The sequence below is a fragment of the Paenibacillus phoenicis genome (genome assembly GCF_034718895.1).
Lineage (GTDB): Bacteria > Bacillota > Bacilli > Paenibacillales > Paenibacillaceae > Fontibacillus > Fontibacillus phoenicis.
The window spans coordinates 1,816,270-1,838,155 of the sequence record NZ_JAYERP010000001.1 but is presented as its reverse complement, the minus strand read 5'-3'; the positions used below and the strand labels follow the sequence as shown (position 1 = coordinate 1,838,155).

22 protein-coding genes are annotated in these 21,886 nt (G+C 52.7%); 19 read left to right on the top strand and 3 right to left on the bottom strand.

The genetic code is table 11. From position 1 onward, the window contains the following. The first annotated feature begins 453 nt into the window (after positions 1-453). The 11 genes from recG to U9M73_RS08680 all read left to right on the top strand — a co-directional run bounded on the left by recG (position 454) and on the right by U9M73_RS08680 (position 10,791). Positions 454-2,505 carry an ATP-dependent DNA helicase RecG gene (recG, locus tag U9M73_RS08730; RefSeq protein WP_260070899.1) on the top strand — a complete coding sequence of 684 codons (2,052 nt, stop codon included), beginning with the start codon at positions 454-456 and terminating at the stop codon, positions 2,503-2,505. Positions 2,506-2,829: 324 nt separating this feature from the next. Continuing rightward, the gene (gene murQ / locus U9M73_RS08725; RefSeq protein WP_323076867.1) at positions 2,830-3,735 is read left to right on the top strand and encodes an N-acetylmuramic acid 6-phosphate etherase; all 906 of its coding nucleotides are present in this window, start codon (positions 2,830-2,832) and stop codon (positions 3,733-3,735) included. A 43-nt stretch (positions 3,736-3,778) separates the two neighbouring features. Further along, a complete protein-coding gene (locus U9M73_RS08720) occupies positions 3,779-5,230 on the top strand; it encodes a PTS transporter subunit EIIC (RefSeq protein ID WP_323076866.1) in 1,452 nt (483 codons plus the stop codon). 113 nt (positions 5,231-5,343) lie between these two features. Further along, positions 5,344-6,198 (top strand): MurR/RpiR family transcriptional regulator, encoded by an 855-nt coding sequence (locus U9M73_RS08715; RefSeq protein ID WP_323076864.1) that lies wholly within the window; start codon positions 5,344-5,346, stop codon positions 6,196-6,198. A 104-nt stretch (positions 6,199-6,302) separates the two neighbouring features. Next, positions 6,303-6,593, top strand: coding sequence for a stage VI sporulation protein F (locus U9M73_RS08710; RefSeq protein ID WP_009225267.1), 291 nt, complete (start codon positions 6,303-6,305; stop codon positions 6,591-6,593). A 226-nt stretch (positions 6,594-6,819) separates the two neighbouring features. Then, positions 6,820-7,500, top strand: coding sequence for a TetR/AcrR family transcriptional regulator (locus U9M73_RS08705; RefSeq protein ID WP_323076862.1), 681 nt, complete (start codon positions 6,820-6,822; stop codon positions 7,498-7,500). Continuing rightward, positions 7,497-8,243: a type I methionyl aminopeptidase gene (gene map / locus U9M73_RS08700; protein ID WP_323076861.1), complete on the top strand. Its 747-nt coding sequence runs from the start codon at positions 7,497-7,499 to the stop codon at positions 8,241-8,243. Before U9M73_RS08705 ends, map begins: the two co-directional genes overlap by 4 nt. A 202-nt stretch (positions 8,244-8,445) precedes the next feature. Next, positions 8,446-8,832 (top strand): YhjD family protein, encoded by a 387-nt coding sequence (locus tag U9M73_RS08695; protein WP_323076860.1) that lies wholly within the window; start codon positions 8,446-8,448, stop codon positions 8,830-8,832. After that, positions 8,829-9,218 carry a YhjD family protein gene (locus U9M73_RS08690; RefSeq protein WP_260070905.1) on the top strand — a complete coding sequence of 130 codons (390 nt, stop codon included), beginning with the start codon at positions 8,829-8,831 and terminating at the stop codon, positions 9,216-9,218. Before U9M73_RS08695 ends, U9M73_RS08690 begins: the two co-directional genes overlap by 4 nt. Further along, complete coding sequence (locus U9M73_RS08685; RefSeq protein WP_323076859.1) at positions 9,215-10,459, top strand: DNA polymerase IV; 1,245 nt, start codon at positions 9,215-9,217, stop codon at positions 10,457-10,459. The genes U9M73_RS08690 and U9M73_RS08685 overlap by 4 nt, the downstream gene beginning before the upstream one ends. Beyond that, positions 10,456-10,791 (top strand): YolD-like family protein, encoded by a 336-nt coding sequence (locus U9M73_RS08680; RefSeq protein ID WP_323076858.1) that lies wholly within the window; start codon positions 10,456-10,458, stop codon positions 10,789-10,791. Before U9M73_RS08685 ends, U9M73_RS08680 begins: the two co-directional genes overlap by 4 nt. A 106-nt stretch (positions 10,792-10,897) precedes the next feature. On the opposite strand, the gene arsC is transcribed toward U9M73_RS08680, so the two are convergent. Genes arsC through U9M73_RS08665 form a run of 3 tightly spaced genes read right to left on the bottom strand, consistent with a single transcriptional unit; the run spans position 10,898 to position 12,742 of the window. Next, positions 10,898-11,326, bottom strand: coding sequence for an arsenate reductase (thioredoxin) (gene arsC / locus U9M73_RS08675; RefSeq protein WP_016311639.1), 429 nt, complete (start codon positions 11,324-11,326; stop codon positions 10,898-10,900). 20 nt (positions 11,327-11,346) lie between these two features. Beyond that, a complete protein-coding gene (gene arsB / locus U9M73_RS08670; protein ID WP_016311640.1) occupies positions 11,347-12,402 on the bottom strand; it encodes an ACR3 family arsenite efflux transporter in 1,056 nt (351 codons plus the stop codon). A 16-nt stretch (positions 12,403-12,418) separates the two neighbouring features. Next, entirely contained in the window at positions 12,419-12,742 is a 324-nt protein-coding gene (locus tag U9M73_RS08665; protein WP_016311641.1) for an ArsR/SmtB family transcription factor, read from the bottom strand. A 185-nt stretch (positions 12,743-12,927) separates the two neighbouring features. On the opposite strand from U9M73_RS08665, the gene U9M73_RS08660 reads away from it, so the two are divergent. The 8 genes from U9M73_RS08660 (at position 12,928) to U9M73_RS08625 (ending at position 21,882) form a co-directional block, all read left to right on the top strand. Beyond that, a complete protein-coding gene (locus tag U9M73_RS08660) occupies positions 12,928-13,374 on the top strand; it encodes a MarR family winged helix-turn-helix transcriptional regulator (protein WP_009225281.1) in 447 nt (148 codons plus the stop codon). A 62-nt stretch (positions 13,375-13,436) separates the two neighbouring features. Beyond that, the gene (locus U9M73_RS08655) at positions 13,437-14,231 is read left to right on the top strand and encodes an arsenite methyltransferase (protein ID WP_323076856.1); all 795 of its coding nucleotides are present in this window, start codon (positions 13,437-13,439) and stop codon (positions 14,229-14,231) included. 164 nt (positions 14,232-14,395) lie between these two features. Continuing rightward, positions 14,396-14,563, top strand: a complete 168-nt coding sequence (locus U9M73_RS08650) for a hypothetical protein (protein ID WP_157273437.1) — start codon at positions 14,396-14,398, stop codon at positions 14,561-14,563. A 514-nt stretch (positions 14,564-15,077) separates the two neighbouring features. Then, positions 15,078-17,309: a hypothetical protein gene (locus U9M73_RS08645; RefSeq protein ID WP_323076855.1), complete on the top strand. Its 2,232-nt coding sequence runs from the start codon at positions 15,078-15,080 to the stop codon at positions 17,307-17,309. A gap of 26 nt (positions 17,310-17,335) precedes the next feature. After that, positions 17,336-18,091: a hypothetical protein gene (locus U9M73_RS08640; RefSeq protein ID WP_323076854.1), complete on the top strand. Its 756-nt coding sequence runs from the start codon at positions 17,336-17,338 to the stop codon at positions 18,089-18,091. A 43-nt stretch (positions 18,092-18,134) separates the two neighbouring features. Then, the gene (locus U9M73_RS08635; protein WP_323079096.1) at positions 18,135-19,532 is read left to right on the top strand and encodes a glycosyltransferase family 2 protein; all 1,398 of its coding nucleotides are present in this window, start codon (positions 18,135-18,137) and stop codon (positions 19,530-19,532) included. Between the two features lie 130 nt (positions 19,533-19,662). After that, positions 19,663-20,475 (top strand): response regulator transcription factor, encoded by an 813-nt coding sequence (locus tag U9M73_RS08630; RefSeq protein ID WP_323076853.1) that lies wholly within the window; start codon positions 19,663-19,665, stop codon positions 20,473-20,475. Positions 20,476-20,541: 66 nt separating this feature from the next. After that, positions 20,542-21,882, top strand: coding sequence for a nucleotide sugar dehydrogenase (locus U9M73_RS08625; protein ID WP_407673974.1), 1,341 nt, complete (start codon positions 20,542-20,544; stop codon positions 21,880-21,882). Positions 21,883-21,886: the final 4 nt, after the last annotated feature.

The window sequence follows — 21,886 nt, the reverse complement described above, 5'->3', positions numbered from 1 at the left end:
GACCTTATTTGGCTCGAAAGGCTGATCATAAGCTGCTAAAGCTCCAAATAAGGTCTTTCCGTTCCGTTAGCCACAGAAATCGCTGCAAAAAGGATAAATAACGTCTCTCAGTTCCGTTAGGCTGCTGTCCGGGTTGCGTCTGAACTACGTGATCCGAAGATGCGTTTTTGAACTACCGTTTCAATAGAGGTTCAAAAAGGCAGGTTTGGAGCACCGAAGCATATGCTTCCGAAGTGCGTTTTTTCAAAACGCTTTAGGTCGGATGAACCCGGGACTGAGTAGCAGAGCGTACATTAGGGGTACGTGAGCAACTGAAATGTTTCCTCAGGAAACATACATCGGAAGCATCCGCTTAGGCCCGGCTGAATTCAAGATTCGACGCCGAATATGCACCTTCGCCTGAACTACGTGATCCGAAGATGCGTTTTTGAACTACCTCTATAAAGTGAGGGGATGAAGTTGGATTTACATCACATCCCCGTAAAGCAAGTCAGCGGCGTGAGCGCTCTTAAACAAGAAGAGCTTCACGCCTTTGGCATCTTTACGGTGAATGATTTGATTGAATATTATCCGTTCCGGTACGAGGATTACCGGCTGCGCTCCTTGACGGAAGTGAAGGATGGGGATAAGGTGACGGTGCAGGCCCAAATCATGGGTCTTCCGGTACTGCAACGGTACGGGCGGAAATCCCGCCTGACCTGCAAAATGATCGCCGATGACTGGATGTTTACGGCGACATGGTTCAACCGTCATTTCCTCAAGGATCAGCTGACGACGGGACGGGAGATTATCCTGACCGGCAAATGGGACATGCGCCGCAGCCAGCTGACGGTGTCGGAGTCGGAGTTCCCCGACCGCGGGACGCTCCGCAGCGGCAGTTTGCAGCCGGTCTATTCCGTAGGCGGCAAAATTACGCAGCAATGGATGCGTAAGACGATTGGACAAGCGTTGCAGCAATACGGGGAGATGATCCCGGAGATCCTGCCGCCCGAACTGCTTCGCAAATATGGGCTGATGCCCCGCAAGACGGCGATTTTGCGGCTGCACCAGCCGCAGGACAGCGAGGAGGGACAGCAGGCGCGGCGCCGCATGGTGTACGAGGAGCTGTTCTTGTTCCAACTCAAGCTGCAGGCGTATCGAGCGATGAACCACGAGCGGATGGACGGGGTAGCGCATGTGGTTGATAACGCCACGATTCGGGAATTTGTGCGTAGCCTGCCGTTTGAGCTGACCGATGCCCAGAAGAAGGTGGAGCTGGAAATTCTAAAGGATATGCGCTCACCCTATTGCATGAACCGGCTGCTGCAAGGCGACGTCGGTTCCGGCAAGACGGTAATCGCCGCCATCGCCTTGTACGCGGCGGTGAAGTCCGGGCACCAGGGCGCCTTTATGGTGCCGACGGAAATTTTGGCCGAGCAGCATATGCGCTCACTGTCCCGGCTGTTTGAGCCGTTTGGCATCACGGTCGGTCTGTTGACCGGCAGTGTGACGGGGCGCAAACGCAAGGATTTGCTTGGCTCGCTGCAAATGGGGCTCACCGACATCGTGGTTGGTACGCATGCGTTGATCCAGGAGGACGTGTTTTTTCGGTCGCTGAGCCTGGTGATTACCGATGAGCAGCACCGGTTTGGCGTGAATCAGCGCAGCATTTTGCGGCGCAAAGGCTTTAACCCGGATGTGCTGACGATGACGGCGACGCCGATTCCGCGCACGCTGGCGATTACCGCCTTTGGCGATATGGACGTATCCACCTTGTCGGAGCGTCCGAAGGGGCGCAAGCCGATCACGACCTATTGGGTGAAGCACAGCATGATGGACCGCGTGCTTGGCTTTATTGAGCGGGAGGTGTCGCAAGGCCGGCAAGCCTACGTCATCTGCCCGCTGATCGAGGAGTCGGACAAGCTGGACGTGCAGAACGCGATCGACTTGTACGTGTCGATGCAGCAGGCGTTCCCGAACATGAAGGTCGGGCTGCTGCACGGGCGGATGACGGCGGCGGAGAAGGACGAAGTGATGCGCGCGTTCTACGAGAACGAGGTGCAGCTGCTCGTCTCGACGACCGTCGTTGAGGTCGGCGTCGACGTGCCCAACGCCACGCTGATGATCGTAATGGACGCCGACCGGTTCGGCTTGTCCCAGCTCCACCAGCTGCGCGGGCGTGTAGGCCGGGGGGAGCACGCGTCGTATTGCGTGCTCATCGCCGATCCGAAGTCGGAGGTAGGTCAGGAGCGGATGAAGGTCATGACCGATACGGACGACGGCTTCGAGGTGGCCCGGCGGGACCTGGAGCTTAGGGGTCCCGGGGATTTCTTCGGCACGAAGCAAAGCGGCGTGCCGGATTTTCGCGTCGCGGACATGGTCAGCGACTACGCGGTGCTGGAGGCGGCGCGGGACGATGCCGCCCGGCTGGTTGCGGGCGAAGCGTTCTGGACTTCGCCCGAGTACGGACCGCTGCGGGAATATCTGCGGCGGGAGCAGGTTTTTCAAGGTGAGCTGATCGATTAAATTGATACGGCAAGCAAGCATCAAACCGTTCGCGGGATCCGCGGACGGTTATTTTTTTGCACAAAATACATCATAAGAAAAACGTCTATCGATGTACATTCAAAGTTGACAGACCGCGTTTAAGCGGAAGTTTTTCTTGCGATATCAGGATGCCAATGCCCCGAAGTTTATACTTTCTGATAACTTAAAAAAACAGGAAGTAACACGATTTGACATATTATTTCAATAAAAAAGTAATATATTGAAATAAAATATCAAATAGATTATAATCATGTCGAAAGCACTTACAACTAGGATTGACGCAAACAAAGGAGTGTATCTTATATGCTGGAAAAACTGACAACCGAGGCGAGAAACGAGCGAACGATGCGCTTGGATGAAATGGAAGTGACCGAGCTGCTTACGGTGATGAACGAAGAGGATGCGAAAGTAGCCGGAGCGGTTAAAAAGGAAATTCCCAAAATCGCCCAGGCCGTGACTGCCATTACGGAGTCGCTCAAAAAAGGGGGCCGGCTGATTTATATGGGGGCTGGCACAAGCGGACGGATCGGTTTGCTGGATGCGGTGGAGTGTCCGCCGACATTTGGTACTTCCCCGGACCAGGTGGTTGGGCTGATCGCAGGCGGCAGCAACGCTTTTATCAAGGCCGTTGAGGGAGCGGAGGATCGGGCCGAGCTCGGTCGGACGGATCTGCAAAACCTCGGGCTTACCGCCAAGGATGCGGTCGTCGGAATCGCCGCGAGCGGTCGTACGCCTTATGTCATCGGCGGATTGGAATACGCCAAGCAAGTTGGTGCAAAGACGATTAGTATCAGCTGCAACAAGAATGCGGTGATCAGCACCATTTCTGACATCGCGATCGAGATCGAGAACGGTCCCGAGGTGCTGACTGGGTCGACGCGGCTTAAAGCGGGAACCTCGCAAAAGCTGGTCTGCAATATGCTGTCTACCGCGTCGATGATTGGCTTAGGTAAGGTTTACGGCAATTTGATGGTTGATGTTCAGCCCACCAATGAGAAGCTGGCCGATCGGGCGAAGCGGATTGTGATGGAGGCAACTGGCTGCGATGCATCAACCGCTGAGAACACCTTGCGCCTTGCCGAAGGGAAACCGAAACCAGCGATCCTGATGATTTTGACAGGATGTTCGTATGAGGTAGCCTTGGAGAAATTGGAGGAGAACCAAGGGTTTATCGGTAAGGCTGCGAAGTCTGCGTCTGCAATACGTTGAAGAAACAAGTAAGCCCATCCTATAGAGAGCAGGAGGCTTCCCAATGAGCAAATATGAAACTATGGCGAAACGGATCTTGGAATCCATCGGCGGTTCTGACAATGTGGAGCAATTTACGAACTGCATGACCCGGTTGCGGGTGTCGGTCCGGGACCGTAGCCAAATTGACGAAATCGGGCTCAAACAGATCGAGGGCGTACTTGGTGCGGTTGATGATGAGACGTATCAAGTAATCCTCGGACCGGGTGTTGTGAATAGTGTGGCGGAGGAATTTGGCAAACTTCTGAAAGCGGAGGGGCATGGCGGCCAAGGAGCAGCAGCTGGCGGCCAAACGGCGACGCTCCGCGAGGGCTCGGAGATCAAGGCAGAGCTCAAAAAGAAGAACAACACGCCTTTCAAAAATTTCTTGCGAAAAATCGGCAACATCTTTATTCCACTGATTCCCGCGTTGGTAGGGGCCGGGATTATCAACGGTATCGCCGGCTTGATCAATAACCTGATTACTTCCGGCAACGGGGCGGACTGGCTGCTTACGCTCCAACCGATTATTAGTGTCATTGGCTCGGCCTTCTTCGGGTATTTGACGATCTTTGCCGGGGTGAATGCCGCGAAAGAGTTCGGGGGAACGCCCGCGCTTGGCGGTGCCGTGGCCGCGATCATCGTTGCACCGGCGGTGGCGAATATCTCTTATACCTATCCCCTGTTTGGTGAAATTAAGCTGAATGCGGGGCAGGGAGGAATCATCGGGGCGATTTTGGCCGCAGGGCTGATCTCTGTGTTGGAAAAATGGATTCGTAAACGGATGCCAGCAGCGATTGATATCATCGTAACTCCTACCATTGCGCTGTTGCTTGCAGGCTTGGTTACCGTGTTCTTCCTGATGCCGGTCAGCGGTATTATCTCTCAAGGCATCGGACAGGTAACAACTTGGCTGTTGGCCCATGGCGGACCGCTGTCCGGCTTCGTTCTCGCTGCGCTGTTCCTGCCGCTGGTCATGTTCGGCTTGCACCAGGCGCTCATTCCGATTCATGCCGAATTGATTTCGCAGGTCGGATACACGGCGTTGCTGCCGATCCTGGCCATGGCGGGGGCGGGGCAAGTCGGCTCGGCGATCGCCATTTATATCAAGCTGAAGCATAACGCGAGAATGCGCAACATGATCAAAGGGGCGTTGCCCGTCGGATTTCTTGGCATCGGTGAACCGCTCATTTACGGGGTCAGCTTGCCTCTGGGCCGGCCGTTTGTAACCGCTTGTCTTGGCGGTGGGTTTGGCGGGGCTGTGCTTGGTTTGTTCGCGATGACGGGGAACTTCATCGGCTCGGTGGCGATTGGACCTTCCGGCCTCGTCCTGATCCCGCTGATTCAAGGCCCAATGGGAATCGGCATGACGATTCTCGGTTACTTGGCCGGGTTGATCGTCTCCTATGTCGCCGGATTCTTGCTCACGTATTTCTTTGGTTTTACAAAGCAGATGCTTATAGAGCATAATAGATAATACAAGCCAGCAGAGAAACGTTTGGCTGCCTTTAACCAGGCCGCCGCGTTTCTTTTGCGTTTTATGGGAATGGAAATAGCATCAGACGGATTGGGAATACGGAGGGGATGACCGTGACGACGGGAAGCGTACTTACGCAAATGGAGGCCATGCTGGAACAACTGCCTGAATCGGAAAGAAAGGCGGCCCAATATATTTTGACGGCTTCGGCGGAAGTCTCCGGCTTAAGTATCCATGCGGTCGCCGATAAAGCGGGGACCAGTGCGGCGGCGATTACCCGGCTATGCCGTTCGCTGGGGCTGAGCGGATTTCCTGATTTGAAAATGCGTTTGTCGGTCGATAATGCCAAACCGCAAAGACCAGGCTATTATGACATCGAACGCGGGGAGACGATTCAAAACGTCATTCAAAAGACGGTCTCCAACAGTCTCCAAGCCATTCAAGATATGATGCTTCACCTGCAGCCCGAACTGATCGAGCAGGTGGTGGACAGCTTCCGAGAGGCTTCCGTCATCCATATGTACGGGGTAGGCGCTTCGGCGATCGTCGCAGCGGATGCCGCACAAAAGTGGCTGCGCCTGGGGAAGCAAGCGTTCGCTCTGCAGGACGAGCATCTAATTGCGGCCGCGCTGGCCAGCGCTCCGCCGGGGGCCTTGTTTATGGGCATCTCTTACAGCGGGAACACCAAGGAAGTAATGCAATTGTTCCGGGTTGCCCAAAAGTACGGCGTGCGCACCATCGGCTTGTCCCGTTTCGGCAATCATAAAGTAGCCGAGCTGGCCGATTTGATGCTGTACACGCCGCAGGCGCCGGAAGCGACCCTGCGTAGCGGGGCGTCCAGCTCGCGGTTGGCACAATTGGTCATGATCGATATTTTGTTCTTCGCGTACGCCTCGACGCAATACGAAGAGACGATCCTCAGGTTGAGTCAAACCCATGAGGCAACGGCGTTCCTCAAACAGAACTAGCGGCTTTCCCGCGTGCTTTTGGATTTTCAGGCACTATGGACAGCCTTACCGTCATATATTAGGGTTGAAGTCCGGAAATGACGGGACAGGAGGTGCTAGTCACGATGCCCAGCTATTATCAGTATGGAATCAGTCCGCAGCTGGTCGAACGGGTGAAGTTGAAAATGAAAAATCCGGCGATCAAAGAGCGGATGAAACAGGTCGTCGACGGCCTCACCCGCGCGGATTTGCAGGATCGCGTTAAGGTGCGCAGGCTCGTTAGAACGGCCGCTTCTGTGCTTGGCGAAAGATTGAGCGGCGTTCAGGAAGAGCAAATCGTCCAATTCGTCATCGATCAGCGAATCGACCCGCGGAATACGCTTCACTTGCTGCGCTTATGGGGAATGTTCCGCTAGAGCAAGCGCGCAGAGATGCGGCGGGACGGGTGATAAGGCCCTGGGGACCGGTACCCCGGCGGCCTTTTGCTATTTTCTCGGAGGGATGATCCGGGGCCAGGCGAGATAAGCTAAACGATACATGAGCGGGGCACAAAGCGCCGGGAGTCATTTCTGCTTGCCAATCTCCATGTTTTGTTTTATATTGACATGAGAGTAGGTCAAAAATAAAAGGAGGTTGTGGCGGATGACCCCGCGTACGAAGGAACAAAATGAAGAGATCAGGCTGCGCCGGCTTGCTCAAATTCGTGTCGCGGCCGCCGATGTGTTTCTTGAGAAAGGCCTGACGTTAGAGATTCGGGACGTGGCGACCAAGGCCGGGCTTGGTTACGGCACGGTCTACCACTATTACAGTAATAAAGGGGATCTGCTGCATGACGTGCTGTGGACGGCGATGGACCGGGCCGGGGAATGGATCGACCTGAGGACGGAGGAGCAGGAAGCGGCCGCCGATTCCCTTGTTGCGGCAGGTACCCGGCTGCTGAAGCTGTGGGCCAAGGATCACGGCGTTTATCTGTTGTATAAGCTGGCGGCGGATGGCTTCCAGCTGCTGCCGGAAGCCCGGGCACTGCCGCTTGCGGAGACGTTCCGCCGCGAGGTGTTGCTGCCGTTCGCCGCGGTGCTGGAGCGCGGTTTGCCGCCGGGTTCCGGAGAGACCGCTGCGACTGCGAGCTTAGCGGCGGGACAAGGCGCTGGGGGAGAGGGCGTCCGTCAGGCGGAATTGTTGCTGGCTGCGCTGGCCGGCTGCGCCGGCTCTCCGCTGCGCCAAGGCACGCTGGACCACGAAGCGGCAGACATTGCGCGCCTGCTATTGTATCGGCTGTCGGAGCGAACCCGACAGACCCTCGAAGGAGTGAGAGCTGAATGATCATTTTAAAATCGCCGCGGGAAATCGAAGAGATGAAACGGGCGAATCAAATTGTTGCGGATTGTCACCGGGAAGTCGCCAAAATGATTCAACCCGGGGTCACGACAAAGGAAATTAATGATTTCGTCGCCCGGCATATTACGAAACTGGGCGGCAAGCAGTTTACGAAAGGATACAACGGGTTTCCGGCCGAAACCTGCGCTTCAGTAAACGATGTGGTAGCCCATGGTTTCCCTTCCGACCGGCCGCTGCAGAACGGCGATCTGCTCAAGCTGGACATCGTGGCGGAGGCGGATGGCTGGTTTGGCGATTCGTGCTGGTGTTATGCGGTAGGTCAGGTGAGTCCTGAGGCGGAAAAGCTGATGCGGGTGACGAAGGAATGTCTGGAGCTGGGGATCGCCCAAGCGATTCCGGGCAACCGGCTGGGCGATGTGACTTCAGCAATTCAGAAGCATGCGGAAGCGAACGGGTATTCCGTTGTGCGCGATCTGCTGGGTCACGGGATCGGACGTAGCCTGCATGAGGAGCCCAACTTCGAGCATGTCGGCGTAGCGGGTAAGGGCATTCGGCTCAAGGAAGGCATGGTGTTTACGATTGAGCCGATGATCAATGAAGGCACGTTCCGCATCATGATTGACGATGACGGCTGGACGGCGCGTACGGCGGACGGCAAATTGTCGGCCCAATTCGAGCATACGATCGCGCTGACGGCGGACGGACCGCTGATTTTAACAGCTCAATAAGCAGCAAGCAGGAAAGGAAGGCGGATGCCCAAAGTCCGAAGGGACAAGGGATCCGCCTTTTTTGGCATGCTTTCGCTCTGCCAAATTATCCAACATAAACCTGTTGCGAAAGGGAATGTTTGTTCGTATTATGAGTATAATAGGAACAGACGTTCTGATTAGAAGGTGAGCATATGACAGACAGTATGAAGAAGGGAGACGCATGAGCCCTATTCCCTGGCAAACGCAGGAGGAAGCGGAGATGATCAAGCAATATGTGCTGCTTCCTCTGTTGCTTGATGTGCTGGAACGAGACCAGCGCGCATTGGCATCCGCTTCGTTGAAGCTGCCTCAGGTATACAAGGGGCTGATCCGCTTGCTGCAGAACGCCGCAGCCGCGGATTTGGCCCGGGTGCGCCAAGGCATGCGTGAGCATGGACTGAAGGTATTCGAAGAGCGGCGGACGAACCTGGGGATTGAAGCCCGCTATTTATGCCGGGGGTATACGTATGAGTTCTCCATGCTCTGGGGATTGGTCAAGGCGGAACTGATCCGCCGGCTTTGCGCCTATCTGGGGATCGATGTGAGGAAAGAGGGGATGTTCTCATGAAAGGTATGCCCCCAGCGCCCTTGGAGACAGAAGAAGATCTCCAGTTGGTCAAAGAATACATTTTACTCCCTGTTCTTTTGAATGTGTTGGAAAGGGACATGAAAGCATTGGGGACAGTAAAGCTAAAGATGGACGTTGTATACGTAAGAGCTTTACGAACTGCCCAAGATTTGATCACTGCAGACTTGACGTTGCTTCGGAAAAAAATGCGCGACAGAGGAATAAAAGTGTTCGAGCAACAACGTACTGAATTGGGCATTGAAGCCCGTTATTTGTGCAGGGGCTATCAACATAGATTTTCCATGCTTTGGAGCTTGGTGAAAGCGGAGCTTAATCAATATTTGAGTAAGTATCTTAATGTCGACTTAAGGAGCGACGGCCTATGAAAAGCGATAACAAAAGTCGAGTCATCATGCTGGCGGATTGTCAATCCTTTTACGCAAGTGTTGAAAAAGCGGCCCACCCCGAGTATGCAGACAAACCTGTTGTGGTTGCAGGAGACCCCGCGCGTCGTTCAGGGATTATCCTCGCCGCGTGTCCCCTTGCCAAGCAATATGGGATCACTACGGCAGAGAGGCTGGGAGAGGCACTTGCCAAATGCCCGGATCTTGTGGTTATTCGTCCCCGTATGGAGGAATACATCAGGGTATCCTTGCAAATTACAGAAATTTATCAATCCTACACGGACTTGGTAGAGCCGTACAGCATAGATGAACAGTATTTGGATGTCACGGGAAGCTTACAGCTTTTTGGCGGTCCTGATAAGATTGCGAGGAGCATTCAGGATAAAGTCATGAAGGAGACGGGCGTTCGTGTACGCATTGGAATTAGTGAAAATAAGGTGCTCTCCAAAATGGCCTGCGATAATTTCGCCAAACGTAATGCTTCGGGGATTTTTCACTTGCCTGTGAAAGATCTGCAAGAAGTGCTTTGGCCGTTGCCGATTCATCAGATGTTTATGGTGGGCTCCCGGATGCGCCGGCATTTAATGAAAATGGGGATATATACCATTGGCCAGCTGGCCCAGACTCCCCTGACCAAATTAAGAGCCAAATGGGGAGTGAACGGGGAAGTTCTGTGGCTCATTGCCAACGGCAAGGATCATTCCCCGGTAACGCCAAGTACACACGATTTGCAAAAAGCCATCGGCCATCAAATGACCCTTCCCTACGATTATTGGGAGTTTGACGATATCATGGTTCCCCTATTAGAGCTCTCAGAGTTAGTATGTCAACGAGCTCGAATGAAAGGCTATATGGGCTGGGTGGTTTCGGTAGGGTGTCAAGGAGCGGATTTTGATCACCCTTCCGGCTTCTACAGACAAATGAAATTACCCGACCCGACGAACCTCACGGATGAGGTGTTCCATGCAGCGAAAAAACTATTTAAACGACATTGGGACGGTTTACCCATTCGAAAAATTGGGGTCACTTTAAGTCAGTTGGTAAGCGACCAGGAATATCAGCTTACTTTATTCAATAACCGCGAAGTAAAGTTAGCGTTGGAAAGAACCACGGACCGAATTAAAGAGAAATACGGAAGCACCGCGATTATGAGGGCCTCTTCTTTAAAAGCGTCGGGCCAAGCGCGGGATCGTGCGCAAAAAATTGGAGGACATTATAAATGAGCAAAAAATTGAAAGGAAACGGCTTGTTCGAATCGTCCAGAATGATGCTCCCAGAGCACAAGGAAGCTTATCTCATGCACCAGCAGAATTTGCGCAAGAATACACGGCCGCAATTAGATGATCAAGAGATGGAACGGATCTCCATGCTCATTGCTGAATCCATGCAGCTCAGGAAAGAGATCACTTTAGTATTATTTGGCGAATTGAATCGAGCGGAAATAACCGGAGTCGTGACGAAGATCGATCTGCAACAAAAAAACATCAGAATCACTGATGGAAATGATTTTCGTTGGATCAAGCTATCGGACATTATTGATGGTATGTGGAAATGATATGAAATAAAGAATGCCTGAAGAGCTATCCTTAAAAGTCGTCGTAGACGGCTTCCGGGATAGCTCTTTTTATTGAAATATGCAAAGTTAGGATAATGTTGACAGATTAGCAGTCTTCAGCAAGAAACTTTTCGACACGCGACTTAATCGCGTCCCGAACTGCTCGAAATTGGCTTATGATTTCTTCCTCGGTGCCGGTTGCCTTGGCTGGATCATCGAAGCCCCAATGCCACTTCACGACGTTTTTATTCGAAATCACCGGACAATGTTCGTCTGCATGGCCGCATAACGTAATCACATAGTCAGCCCGATTCAAAATCTCCGGATCGATAACATCCGATGTATGACCGCTAATATCGACGCCAGCTTCCTTCATCACCTGGACGGCACGCGGATTCAGCCCATGTGCCTCCAACCCGGCGCTTTTTACTTCGTACCGATCATTACCGAGCGCCTTCAACCAACCATCCGCCATTTGGCTGCGGCAAGAGTTTCCTGTGCAAAGAAAATAAACGAGTTTTTTGTTATCTGACATGATGATACCTCCTGTTTATGTTAAGCAGCTTCCTTTGAAAAGTACTTTCGCTGAAATCGGAGCGCGACGTTGACCAACGCAATCATCACAGGGACTTCTACAAGAGGTCCGATCACGGCCGCAAATGCAGCGCCGGAATGAATTCCAAAGACCCCAACGGCAACAGCGATTGCCAACTCAAAATTATTTCCCGAGGCGGTAAATGCCAGTGTAGAAGTCACTGGATAGTCAGCTCCGGCTTTTTTGCCCATGAAGAACGAAATCAGGAACATAACGACAAAATAAATTAATAGCGGAATCGCGATCCTCACGACATCCGAAGGCAATTGGATGATCATCTCGCCTTTCAGTGAGAACATGACGATAATCGTAAACAGCAATGCGATAAGTGTGATGGGACTGATTTTTGGAATAAAGACCGTTTCGTACCAGGATCGCCCTTTTGCTTTTACAAGCGAATAGCGAGTAATCATTCCGGCTACAAACGGTATCCCTAAATAAATAAACACGCTCTTGGCGACTTCGACCATCGTAATATCAACAACGACGCCCTCCAACCCGAACCATCCCGGCAAAATCGTAACAAAGATATAGGTGTAGACGGAGTAAAACAAAACTTGAAAGATCGAGTTGAAAGCAACGAGTCCCGCCGCGTACTCGGCATCCCCTCTGCACAAATCATTCCAGACGATAACCATTGCAATACAGCGGGCTAAACCGATCATGATCAGGCCGACCATATATTCTGGATAACCTTGGAGAAAAATTATAGCCAAGAAAAACATTAAGATCGGGCCGATAAGCCAATTTTGAATCAATGAAATGGATAACACTTTGCCATTTCGAAAGACACGGCCGATTTCTTCGTATCGTACTTTCGCCAGCGGCGGATACATCATTAAAATAAGGCCAAGTGCAATCGGTATCGACGTGGTTCCAACTTGAAATTCATTCAAACCGGCGACAAAGTTAGGAAATACGTAACCCAAGCCAATTCCTATCGCCATCGCAATAAAAATCCATAACGTCAAATAGCGATCCAGAAATGAGAGTCGCTTTTTCTTTTGTTTACTCAATTACTGTACACTCCCTTTACTCGCATGTAACTGTCATTCCTCGTTGCTCCAATTTCCGCAGCTCCTCGGACAGATCAGGCAAATGGGACAGAGCATAACCAATTTCCTCTAACCGCTTCTCGTTGATCGAATAGAACACCCATTGCCCCTTTCGCGTTTCGCGGACCAATTCAGCCGTTTTTAGACGGCTTACATGTTTAGAAATGGCTGGCTGGGAAATGTTAAAGATGGGAACCAGTTCACACACGCAGCAATCGCGAATACGGAGCAAAGAGAGGATTTTCAACCTTGTCGGATCGGCTAGAGCTTTCAGAATATCCGCTATCTTTTCAAATTCCATTGTCATGATTATCACCCCATATTAAAACCATATAACCATATTGTTATTTGTATTAAAAAAAGTCAATACCGAAATTTACGCCCTCCTCATAACCCATTTCCTGAGATAAAGGTAAAGTTAATACTTGCAAATTGCAAATAAATGCGGTATAACTGTTTCATGAGAGGTGAGGCACCGTGGAAAATGTGGAAAATGTACGTGAATTATTTCAAATCATGACTCGTCGCTTTGGCTTTCTGAATAAAAACTGCTGTTCTGCCGGCGGCTGTGACATCTCCGTCATTCAAAGCCATATCCTTTACGAAATTGATCGTCAGCATAAGCCTTCTATTCAGCAAGTAGCAGAGACATTAGGGACAGATATCACGACATTTAGCAGACAGGTCCAATCGTTAATCAAGATGAATTTAGTCAAGAAAACGCCCGATCCAAACGACCGGAGGGTGCATCTTCTTTCCTTAACGACGGAAGGCAAATATGTTGCGGGGGCGATTGACCGGCAAATGAATGACTATTTCAACGAAATCTTTTCACACATGAACGATTTTGAAAAAGATACGGTCATACGCTCGATCAAACTATTAAACGAAGCGATGGCGAAATCCAGCCAATGCTGTTCAGCCCCTTTTTGAGGGTGTCTTTTTTCTATAATACTTGCAATTTGCAAATATTTAAAATGAAGGAGAGAGGATTCATGAATCAATTAAAGAATGATCAAATTCGCCAAAATGTACGCAGCCGGTATAAGGAAATCGCCTTGCAAGAAGTGGAGTCGGGCTCGTGCTGTTCACCAGCTTCAAGCTGCTGCGGATCGGCTAATGGCGTATCTTCGCAGCTGGGCTATTCTACTGAAGAATTAACGGCGGTTCCGGCCGGCGCGAACCTTGGCTTAGGTTGCGGCAATCCGCAAGCCATCGCGGAGCTGAAACCGGGAGAAGTCGTATTGGATCTTGGCAGCGGCGGCGGTTTCGATTGTTTTCTGGCGTCTCGACAGGTTGGGGACACCGGCTATGTGATCGGGGTCGATATGACGCCGGAAATGGTGAGTCGCGCTCGCAGCAACGCCGTCAAAGGAGGATTCACGAACACGGATTTTCGGCTAGGGGAGATCGAGCATTTACCGGTCCCGGATCAAACGGTGGATGTGATCATTTCCAACTGCGTCATCAATCTTTCGCCGGATAAACAGCAAGTCTTTGACGAAGCATTCCGTGTCCTGCGATCCGGCGGGCGTCTGGCCATTTCCGATGTTGTCACAACGGCAGAGCTTCCGGCGGAAATCAAAAACGACCTGGATGTTTTATATTCAGGGTGCATATCCGGAGCTTCGTCGGTTGACGAACTAAAAACGATGCTTGCACAAAGTGGATTTAAGGATATCGCAGTCGAGCCAAACGAGGAATCCCGGACGTTTATTAAAGATTGGGTTCCTGAGTCGAAGGTAGAAGACTATATCGTCTCGGCAGTCATTAAAGCTGTCAAACCATAAGATTCATTGGGAATGGCAGGGGCGAGAGGTCCTAGGAACCGTGACGCGAGTCAATCCCGGCGCACGGCGGGCGCGCCTTCAGACCGAGTCCGGACCGGAATGGATCGCGTTCGCGGGCATGATGGGGCCGCGGCCGATTCGCCGGATTAACGGCGGGTAAATTTGTGCAAAACCAAGGTAAAACCAAAGAAGCTGCTGATCTGCCGCTGGCAGGTCGGGAGCTTTTTTTGTTAACGCCAGGTGAAATCAATTTGCTTGCTTCTGAAATGGAAGTGGGCGGGAAAACATCATTTTTTAGGAAAGAAGTCGCCGACCAAGGTAGGATGGCATGACGTAAAAGCGTCACCCGGGATGCTGGAAAAACGCTAGTCCCAAGCTGGGACCTGGGAAGCTTTTTTTGCGATGGGCTGTAACGGAAGCAAATCGCGAAAAACCGCAGAATGACGCGATTTTCGGACAAGACTTTGGTATCAATTTTGTAACCATTATGGAAAAGGGTGTAAAAATTGAGCGAAACCTAGATGAATTTTGCACGTCTATTATCACGAAATGACCCAACCGGGCAAGTATGCCGAAAATCCGTATCCCCCCGGAAAACAGACCCAACTGTAAAACACTCCCATCAGCCTAGTTACACGACAGGTCCGCTTGGTTCATGATTAAAAGTGATTTTGAGAAGCGGAGGTGCGAATCGGCCATACTGGATCATCACCTGCATAGCTGCATAGAAAGCGGCAGTACGTAAGATCGCTGCCTCATAGGAGAGGCCGGGCACGGCAGGGGCTTCGATCTTAAACGGAACGTGCACGAGAAGAAGAACAGCGAGGTGAACTAAGGGTAAATCCGATGACGACATTAGCGAAAAAACGATTAGCGATCGGGCTCGTTCTGGCAGGCCTCTTGATCGCAGGCTGCGTGGTGCTGGTCGTATTAAACTGGCCGCCGCCCCATTACAGCTATGCGGCAGAGGACGGAACCGAGCTGAAGTTCCGCACCGAAGGCGACAAATTTCTAGCCTATGACGGCGAGAGCCGCTGGGAGGAAATGTTCGTCAAAGGCGTCAACCTGGGGGCGACGGTGCCGGGACATTTTCCTGGGGAATTTCCGATCACGGAAGACGACTACTTGCGCTGGTTCCAACAAATTGACGATATGGGCGCAAACGTCATTCGCATTTATACGGTGCACAACCCGGTGTTCTACAAGGCGCTAGTCAAATACAACCGGGACAAAGGGAAGGATCCCCTTTATTTCATTCAAGGGATCTGGTCGCCGGAAGAGCAGCTCATCGAGCAGCAGGACGCTTATATTCCGGGGATCAAGGAAGCCTTTCACAAGGAAATTGAAAAAGCGGTCAAAGCTGTATACGGCGATTTGAAGGTGCCCAAGCAGCCGGGAACATCGGGCGGCAAATATACCGCCAACGCTGGTCCTTATCTCATGGCATGGCATATCGGCACCGAATGGGACCCGGAAATGGTGGACAATACGAACCGCAAGCACGCTGGTATTACGCCGTATCAAGGGCAGTATTTTGCGGCGACCGAGGAGGCAACTCCGTTTGAGAGCTGGCTCGCGGAACTGGTGGACGACACGGCCCGGAAGGAGCGAACTTACGGGTGGGAGCATCCGATCACGTTTACGAATTGGGTGACCACGGACGTGCTGGAGCATCCTGGCGAACCGCTGTTCGAGGAGGATCTGGTCAGCGTGGATGCAACCCATATTCAGCCGGTGAAATGGGAAGCGGGATATTTCGCTGCCTATCATGCGTATCCGTATTATCCCGACTTTTTCCATCTGGATAAGACGCTCGAGACGATTCCGGACGGGAATGGGGATTTCAACACCTATAAAGCTTACTTACAGGAGCTCAAAGCTTACTATAAGGACATCCCGGTAATGATTACCGAATATGGCGTCCCGTCTTCGCTGGGCGTTTCCCACCTCGGCCGAGGGGGGCGGAACCAGGGGGGCCACAACGAACAAGAGCAAGGCGAAATCAACGTCTCCCTGACGAAGGATATTTACGATACCGGGTATGCCGGCGCGATCTTGTTCATGTGGCAGGACGAATGGTTTAAGAAGACGTGGAATACGATGCGCTTTGAGATCCCAGAGGATCGGCGCGCCTTTTGGCTGAATGTGCTCACCAACGAAAAACAATTTGGCCTGTTGGCCATGGGCCCCGGGAAAGAAGACGACCTCATCATCGATGGCAAGCTGGACGATTGGGACGCGCTGCCGGAGGGAGAGGTCCAAGCCTGGGATCAACCAGCGGCTGGAATCGACCGGCTGCAGGTAACGCACGATGAAGCTTACGTTTATGTCGGGCTGCGGCTCAGCGAGCCGTTCGCCCCTGCTAAGCGGTTGATCCGGCTGGGTGCGAATACGCAACCTGGCGGCAACCAGCCGGTGTCGGAGATGCCGGGGCTGCGGTTAAACGATGGCCTCGAGGCGATCGTAAATATCGGGAGCGATGAGGAGACCGAAGTGCGGGTGGCGCCAAGCTACGATTTCCACCGCCGTCTCTACGGGCGGCACGGTTATTGGATGCTGGACGATCCTACCGAGGAGCAAACCGTGCAGTTTCAACCTTGGAAGCTGGCGGTCAGCTTGACCATGAAACCTCCGGATACCCGATCGGCCCATCCGTTTCAGGACATGACCGTTGGGCAGCTGATTCGCGGCACAACCGACACGGGAAGCGATGATTTCAACTCTCTCGCTTCGTGGCAGTACAGCGGCAATGAGGTAGAACTGCGTATCCCTTGGATGCTGCTGGGCTTCGCTGATCCCAGCTCGCGCCAGGTTATCGACTACCGGCCTTTGAAGGAGGACCTCGCCTTCTCGACGACCGAGACCGACGGCATCACCTTCGTGCCTTGGATCGGGGAGCGGAGTGAATCGGGGACGGATAGCGGTGACAGTGGGGAGAATGTCTCTTTGGACACGTTCCCGAAATATGTATGGCAGCCATGGGAAACCGTGCAGTACACCGAGCGGCTTAAGTCCGGTTATTACGCCTTGCAGGCGTTCTACCGCAGCTTGCCAGATCGCAGGACCACGGGAGAATAACCAGGCGCCGAGAGGAGGAAATGAAGATGGCGGGTCAGCATCTTGGCCTGGCAATTGCCTTTATTTATGTATGCCTGGGGCTGATCGGCATAGGCATACTGCTCTTGTTTTACTTAAAGATCCGGCATTTGCTCATTCAGCGTAAAACGAAGGAATACTTGCAGAAGCACCAGGACTATTTCCTGTTCCTTCAGGCTCATTTGGGCGATGCTGAGGAGCTTCCGCTGCCGCCGGGCAAGCTGACTGAGCTGGAACGGCGGGTGATCCAACAGCGGGTAACCGAATGGATCGAACAATTTAAGGGCGATCTGCAGCAGAAGCTGATCGCATTATGTTACAACGCTGGCTTTGTCCAGCAGGACCTGAAGCTGCTCGACAGCTTGTTCTACGGCCGGCGGATCGCCGCCGCCTACCGGCTTGGCGGGATGCGGGCGGTGGAGGCGGTGCCGCGGCTGCTCACGATGCTGAAGCATCAGAAATACAGCCCGCTGAGCATCGTCATTGCCCGCTCAATTGCCAAGAGCGCGGAGCATGAGCAGCAGCTCAGAGATATGCTGGTCTATCTGTTGCGTCATGGCAAACCGATTCACCATCTCGCCGCTGATATTCTGATGGAGACGCGGCTGGACACCAGCCGGCTTCTGCTTCAGTTGATGAAGGAGGATAACCCGGATCTGGTGAAGGTGGCGATGGCTGCGATGCGCGGCCAAGAAATGCCGGGGCAAGTCCCGGCGCTGGGGCGTTATGCGTTTGCGCTTGAGAGGAGGGAGACCACTGCTTAGAGATATTTTGCTGATTTATGGTCTGTTTGCGACGTATTACGTCATGTCGGTTAACTTGATTTATTTTTCGATTATGACGTTCTCGTTCCGCCAAATTCTGACGATCTTCCGCCGGGCGGCCTATTCGAAATACAACACGCTGTCCGGCTCCGAGCTGGTACCGCCGGTCTCGCTGCTGGTGCCAGCCTTTAACGAGGAGCTCACGGTCATCGAGAATGTGAAATGCCTGCTGACCCTCAATTATCCGACCTATGAGGTCATCGTCATTAACGACGGGTCGAAGGATAACACGCTGGGCGTGCTGCGGGAAGAATTTGAGCTGATGCCGCTCCCGAATCCAGACGTTCGTCACACGATCGACTGCCAACCGATTACGGCGGTGTACCACAATCCGAAGTACCCGCATCTGTACGTCATCGACAAACCGAACGGCGGTAAAGCCGATTCGCTGAATGCCGGCATCAACCTGGCGCATTATCCGCTCATTTCTTCGATTGATGCCGACTCGTTGCTGGAGAAGGACGCGTTGATCCGGATGGCCCGGATGTATATGGAAAATCCGGAGGAAACGGTGGCCATCGGCGGCGACGTGCGGATTGCCAACGGCTGCGTGATTGAGAACGGGGCAGTGAAAGAGGTTTCGCTGCCTCGCAAAATCTGGCCGATGTTCCAGGCCACGGAATACTTGAAGGCGTTCCTCGGCGGCCGGATCGGCTGGAGCTCCATCAATGGGCTGATCATCGTCTCGGGAGCGTTTGGCCTGTTCCGCAAGGATTACGTTATTGCCGTCGGCGGTTATCGCGGCGGGTATCCCGGCGAGGATATGAACATCATCATCAAGCTTCATCGCTACATGCTGGAGAACAAGCTGAAGTACCGCATCGCGTTCTGTCCGGAGGCGGTGTGCTGGACGCAGGCGCCGGACACGTACCGGATTCTGTCGAACCAGCGCAAGCGTTGGGGCCGCGGGAACCTGAAGAACATGATCGAGAACTACGACATGGCCTTTAATCCGAGATACAAGGTGATGGGGCTTCTGACGATGCCGTACAACATTATTTTTGAAGCGCTGAACCCTTATTTTAAAATCACGGGGCTGCTCGCCCTGATTGGGTACACGCTGATGGACATGACGCACTGGCGGATTCTTGCGATCTTCTGGCTGATCAACTTCCTCAGCGGTTACGTGCTCAGTATCGGGGCGCTCTTACTGGAGGAACTGGCGTTCAAACGATTCGACAAGCTGTCGGATTTGTGCAAGCTGTTGTTGTTCTCGGCGCTAAAGTTTTTCGGTTACGCGCAGCTCGGGGGATTGTGGCGCATCCAGGGACATATCCAGTTTATGCGCAATAACAACTCCTGGGGGACGATGACCCGTCAAAGCTGGCAGGACAAGGGAGATTCGGCTGCCAAAGCGGCCAAGCCGGCCAAGTCAGCCTAGTGATCAGGGAGCTCCCCTCCCCCGCTTTGCGGCGGTTGCCGGAAAGGAGATGATAGGGCAAAGGAAGGCTTGGATCCAAGAAGTAACCAAACTTAAGGATAAACTTACGGAAGAAGAAAGGCGGGAATGAATGATGTCAAACCTGACAGCACTGCATAACCAAACGGAACAATCCGGCTTATACGCCGGCATGGGGCAACGCGTGAGGGAAACAGCCAGCGAGGTGAACGGGGTGTTATTCATTTATTCCGCAGGCGGCCCCTTTTACGTGGCATCCCAGGTGCGGGGAATTTTGGAGTCTGAACCTGGACTTCAGTTTGATGTATGGAGCGGGGATGAGCCAGGAAGCGTGGCGGTGCTGCTGCCAGGCCTGACGCTGGATGCCGTTCACTATCAAGGCTTGCGCCTGAAGCAGCAGCTGCAGGAGCGCATTGCCGACTATCGTCCGCGGATGGCGCTGGCCAGCTTCACTTCGCGGGCAGCGATTACCCCGCAGGTGCTGAGTCAAATCGAGGAAAAAGCCAAGCAGAACTACTCCGATGATATTTATATTTTTACCAAGGCCGATATGCTGCTCGTCAAAAGCCGAATTCTCATCGTCGAAGGAGATCCGGCGGTACGCGAATTCCTTCAAATCCGGCTGAATATGCAGGGCTATGAAACGATGACAGCCGATAACGGCTTAACCGCCCTGGACTTGATCGCCGATTGGAAACCGGATCTGGTGCTGACGGAGCTGAATCTGTACGGTATCGATGGACTGCCGTATATCCATCAAATTCAGAAAGTCGGCAACGAGCAAATGCCTAAAATCGTTGTGCTTACGGAGCAGCGGGTCGAGAAAACGATCAGCTTATGCTTCCAAAACGGGGTAGACGATTATATCACCAAGCCGTTCTCCCCGGTTGAACTCGACGCGCGGATTCGCCGTTGCATCCAATAACACCTGATTCCAATATAGAGAACATAATGGAGGTAGAAACCTGTGAACAATCATTACCAGAAGCTGATGAATGCGATTGAATCGAAGACCGCCGTACTGGGCGTAGTGGGTTTAGGTTATGTCGGCTTGCCGCTGGCCGTGGAAATGGTGAAGCAAGGATTCCGGGTGGTGGGCATCGATCTGGATACAGCGAAAATCGAGAAAATCCACCGCGGGGAATCGTATATTCACGATATCCCGTCCGAAACTCTGGCCGAAGTGATGGCCACAGGGCGATTCCAGGCAACCACGGATTACGCGGTATTGTCCGAGATTAACGCAGTCAGCATCTGCGTGCCGACGCCGCTGAGTGAAAATCAGGATCCCGATACCTCCTATATCGTCACCGTGGTGGATCAGTTGAAGCGGTATATGAAAAAAGGCATGCTGATTACGCTGGAAAGCACAACTTATCCGGGGACGACGGAAGAGCTGATTCAGCGCGAGCTGGAGAAGCTGGACTATACGGTTGGCGAGGACTTCTTCCTCTGCTTCTCGCCGGAGCGGGTCGATCCGTCCAATCCGAAATTTAATACCTACAACACGCCGAAAGTCATCGGAGGAACCACCAAGGCTTGCTTGGATTTGGGGACGGCACTGTATTCCCAATATGTCCAAACGGTTGTTCCTGTGTCCTCGCCTAAAGTGGCGGAAATGTCCAAGCTGCTGGAGAACACGTTCCGCAGCGTGAATATCGCTTTTGTGAATGAAATGGCCATGATGTGCGATCGCATGGGCATCGACATTTGGGAAGTCATCGACGCGGCGAAGACCAAGCCGTTCGGCTTTATGCCGTTCTATCCGGGACCAGGCATCGGCGGCCACTGCATCCCGCTGGATCCGATGTACCTGAGCTGGAAAGCGAAGGGCTTCCGGTTCTACAGCCAATTCATCGAGCTGGCGCAGTCGACCAACGACAACATGCCTTATTATGTCGTGAATAAAACGTCCAAAATCATGAACGAATACGCCAAATCGATTAAGAAATCCCGCATCTTGATCCTTGGCATGGCGTACAAGCCCGATATCGCCGACCTGCGCGAATCGCCGGGATTGTCCGTGTACGAGCTGTTTAAGGACAGCGGCGCCAAGGTGGACTATTACGACCCGTATGCGACAAGCTTCCGTGAAAAATCCGGCGGCGTGGTGCACAGCGTCGAATACGATCTCGATAAATTCAAAGCCTACGACTGCATCGTCTTGGTGACGAATCACAGCAACTTCGATTATGAAGGAATCGCTCACCTCGGCGTGCCGATCGTGGATACGCGCAATGCGTTCCGCGATTATCCGCTGCCGCATGTGTATAAGATCGGCCACTCCGTTGCGCATATCAAGGAAGAGTCCCCAGCGCTGATCGTAGGTTAAGGAT

Bases quoted from the DNA above. Each gene is read 5' to 3' on its own strand.
- U9M73_RS08710 (WP_009225267.1), top strand. From the start codon at position 6,303: ATGCCCAGCTATTATCAGTATGGAATCAGTCCGCAGCTGGTCGAACGG.
- map (WP_323076861.1), top strand. From the start codon at position 7,497: ATGATCATTTTAAAATCGCCGCGGGAAATCGAAGAGATGAAACGGGCG.
- U9M73_RS08690 (WP_260070905.1), top strand. From the start codon at position 8,829: ATGAAAGGTATGCCCCCAGCGCCCTTGGAGACAGAAGAAGATCTCCAG.
- U9M73_RS08630 (WP_323076853.1), top strand. From the start codon at position 19,663: ATGATGTCAAACCTGACAGCACTGCATAACCAAACGGAACAATCCGGC.
- U9M73_RS08695 (WP_323076860.1), top strand. From the start codon at position 8,446: ATGAGCCCTATTCCCTGGCAAACGCAGGAGGAAGCGGAGATGATCAAG.
- recG (WP_260070899.1), top strand. From the start codon at position 454: ATGAAGTTGGATTTACATCACATCCCCGTAAAGCAAGTCAGCGGCGTG.
- U9M73_RS08655 (WP_323076856.1), top strand. From the start codon at position 13,437: ATGAATCAATTAAAGAATGATCAAATTCGCCAAAATGTACGCAGCCGG.
- arsC (WP_016311639.1), bottom strand. From the start codon at position 11,326: ATGTCAGATAACAAAAAACTCGTTTATTTTCTTTGCACAGGAAACTCT.
- murQ (WP_323076867.1), top strand. From the start codon at position 2,830: ATGCTGGAAAAACTGACAACCGAGGCGAGAAACGAGCGAACGATGCGC.
- U9M73_RS08705 (WP_323076862.1), top strand. From the start codon at position 6,820: ATGACCCCGCGTACGAAGGAACAAAATGAAGAGATCAGGCTGCGCCGG.
- U9M73_RS08645 (WP_323076855.1), top strand. From the start codon at position 15,078: ATGACGACATTAGCGAAAAAACGATTAGCGATCGGGCTCGTTCTGGCA.
- U9M73_RS08680 (WP_323076858.1), top strand. From the start codon at position 10,456: ATGAGCAAAAAATTGAAAGGAAACGGCTTGTTCGAATCGTCCAGAATG.
- U9M73_RS08720 (WP_323076866.1), top strand. From the start codon at position 3,779: ATGAGCAAATATGAAACTATGGCGAAACGGATCTTGGAATCCATCGGC.
- U9M73_RS08635 (WP_323079096.1), top strand. From the start codon at position 18,135: ATGTCGGTTAACTTGATTTATTTTTCGATTATGACGTTCTCGTTCCGC.
- U9M73_RS08625 (WP_407673974.1), top strand. From the start codon at position 20,542: ATGAATGCGATTGAATCGAAGACCGCCGTACTGGGCGTAGTGGGTTTA.
- U9M73_RS08640 (WP_323076854.1), top strand. From the start codon at position 17,336: ATGGCGGGTCAGCATCTTGGCCTGGCAATTGCCTTTATTTATGTATGC.
- U9M73_RS08685 (WP_323076859.1), top strand. From the start codon at position 9,215: ATGAAAAGCGATAACAAAAGTCGAGTCATCATGCTGGCGGATTGTCAA.
- U9M73_RS08665 (WP_016311641.1), bottom strand. From the start codon at position 12,742: ATGGAATTTGAAAAGATAGCGGATATTCTGAAAGCTCTAGCCGATCCG.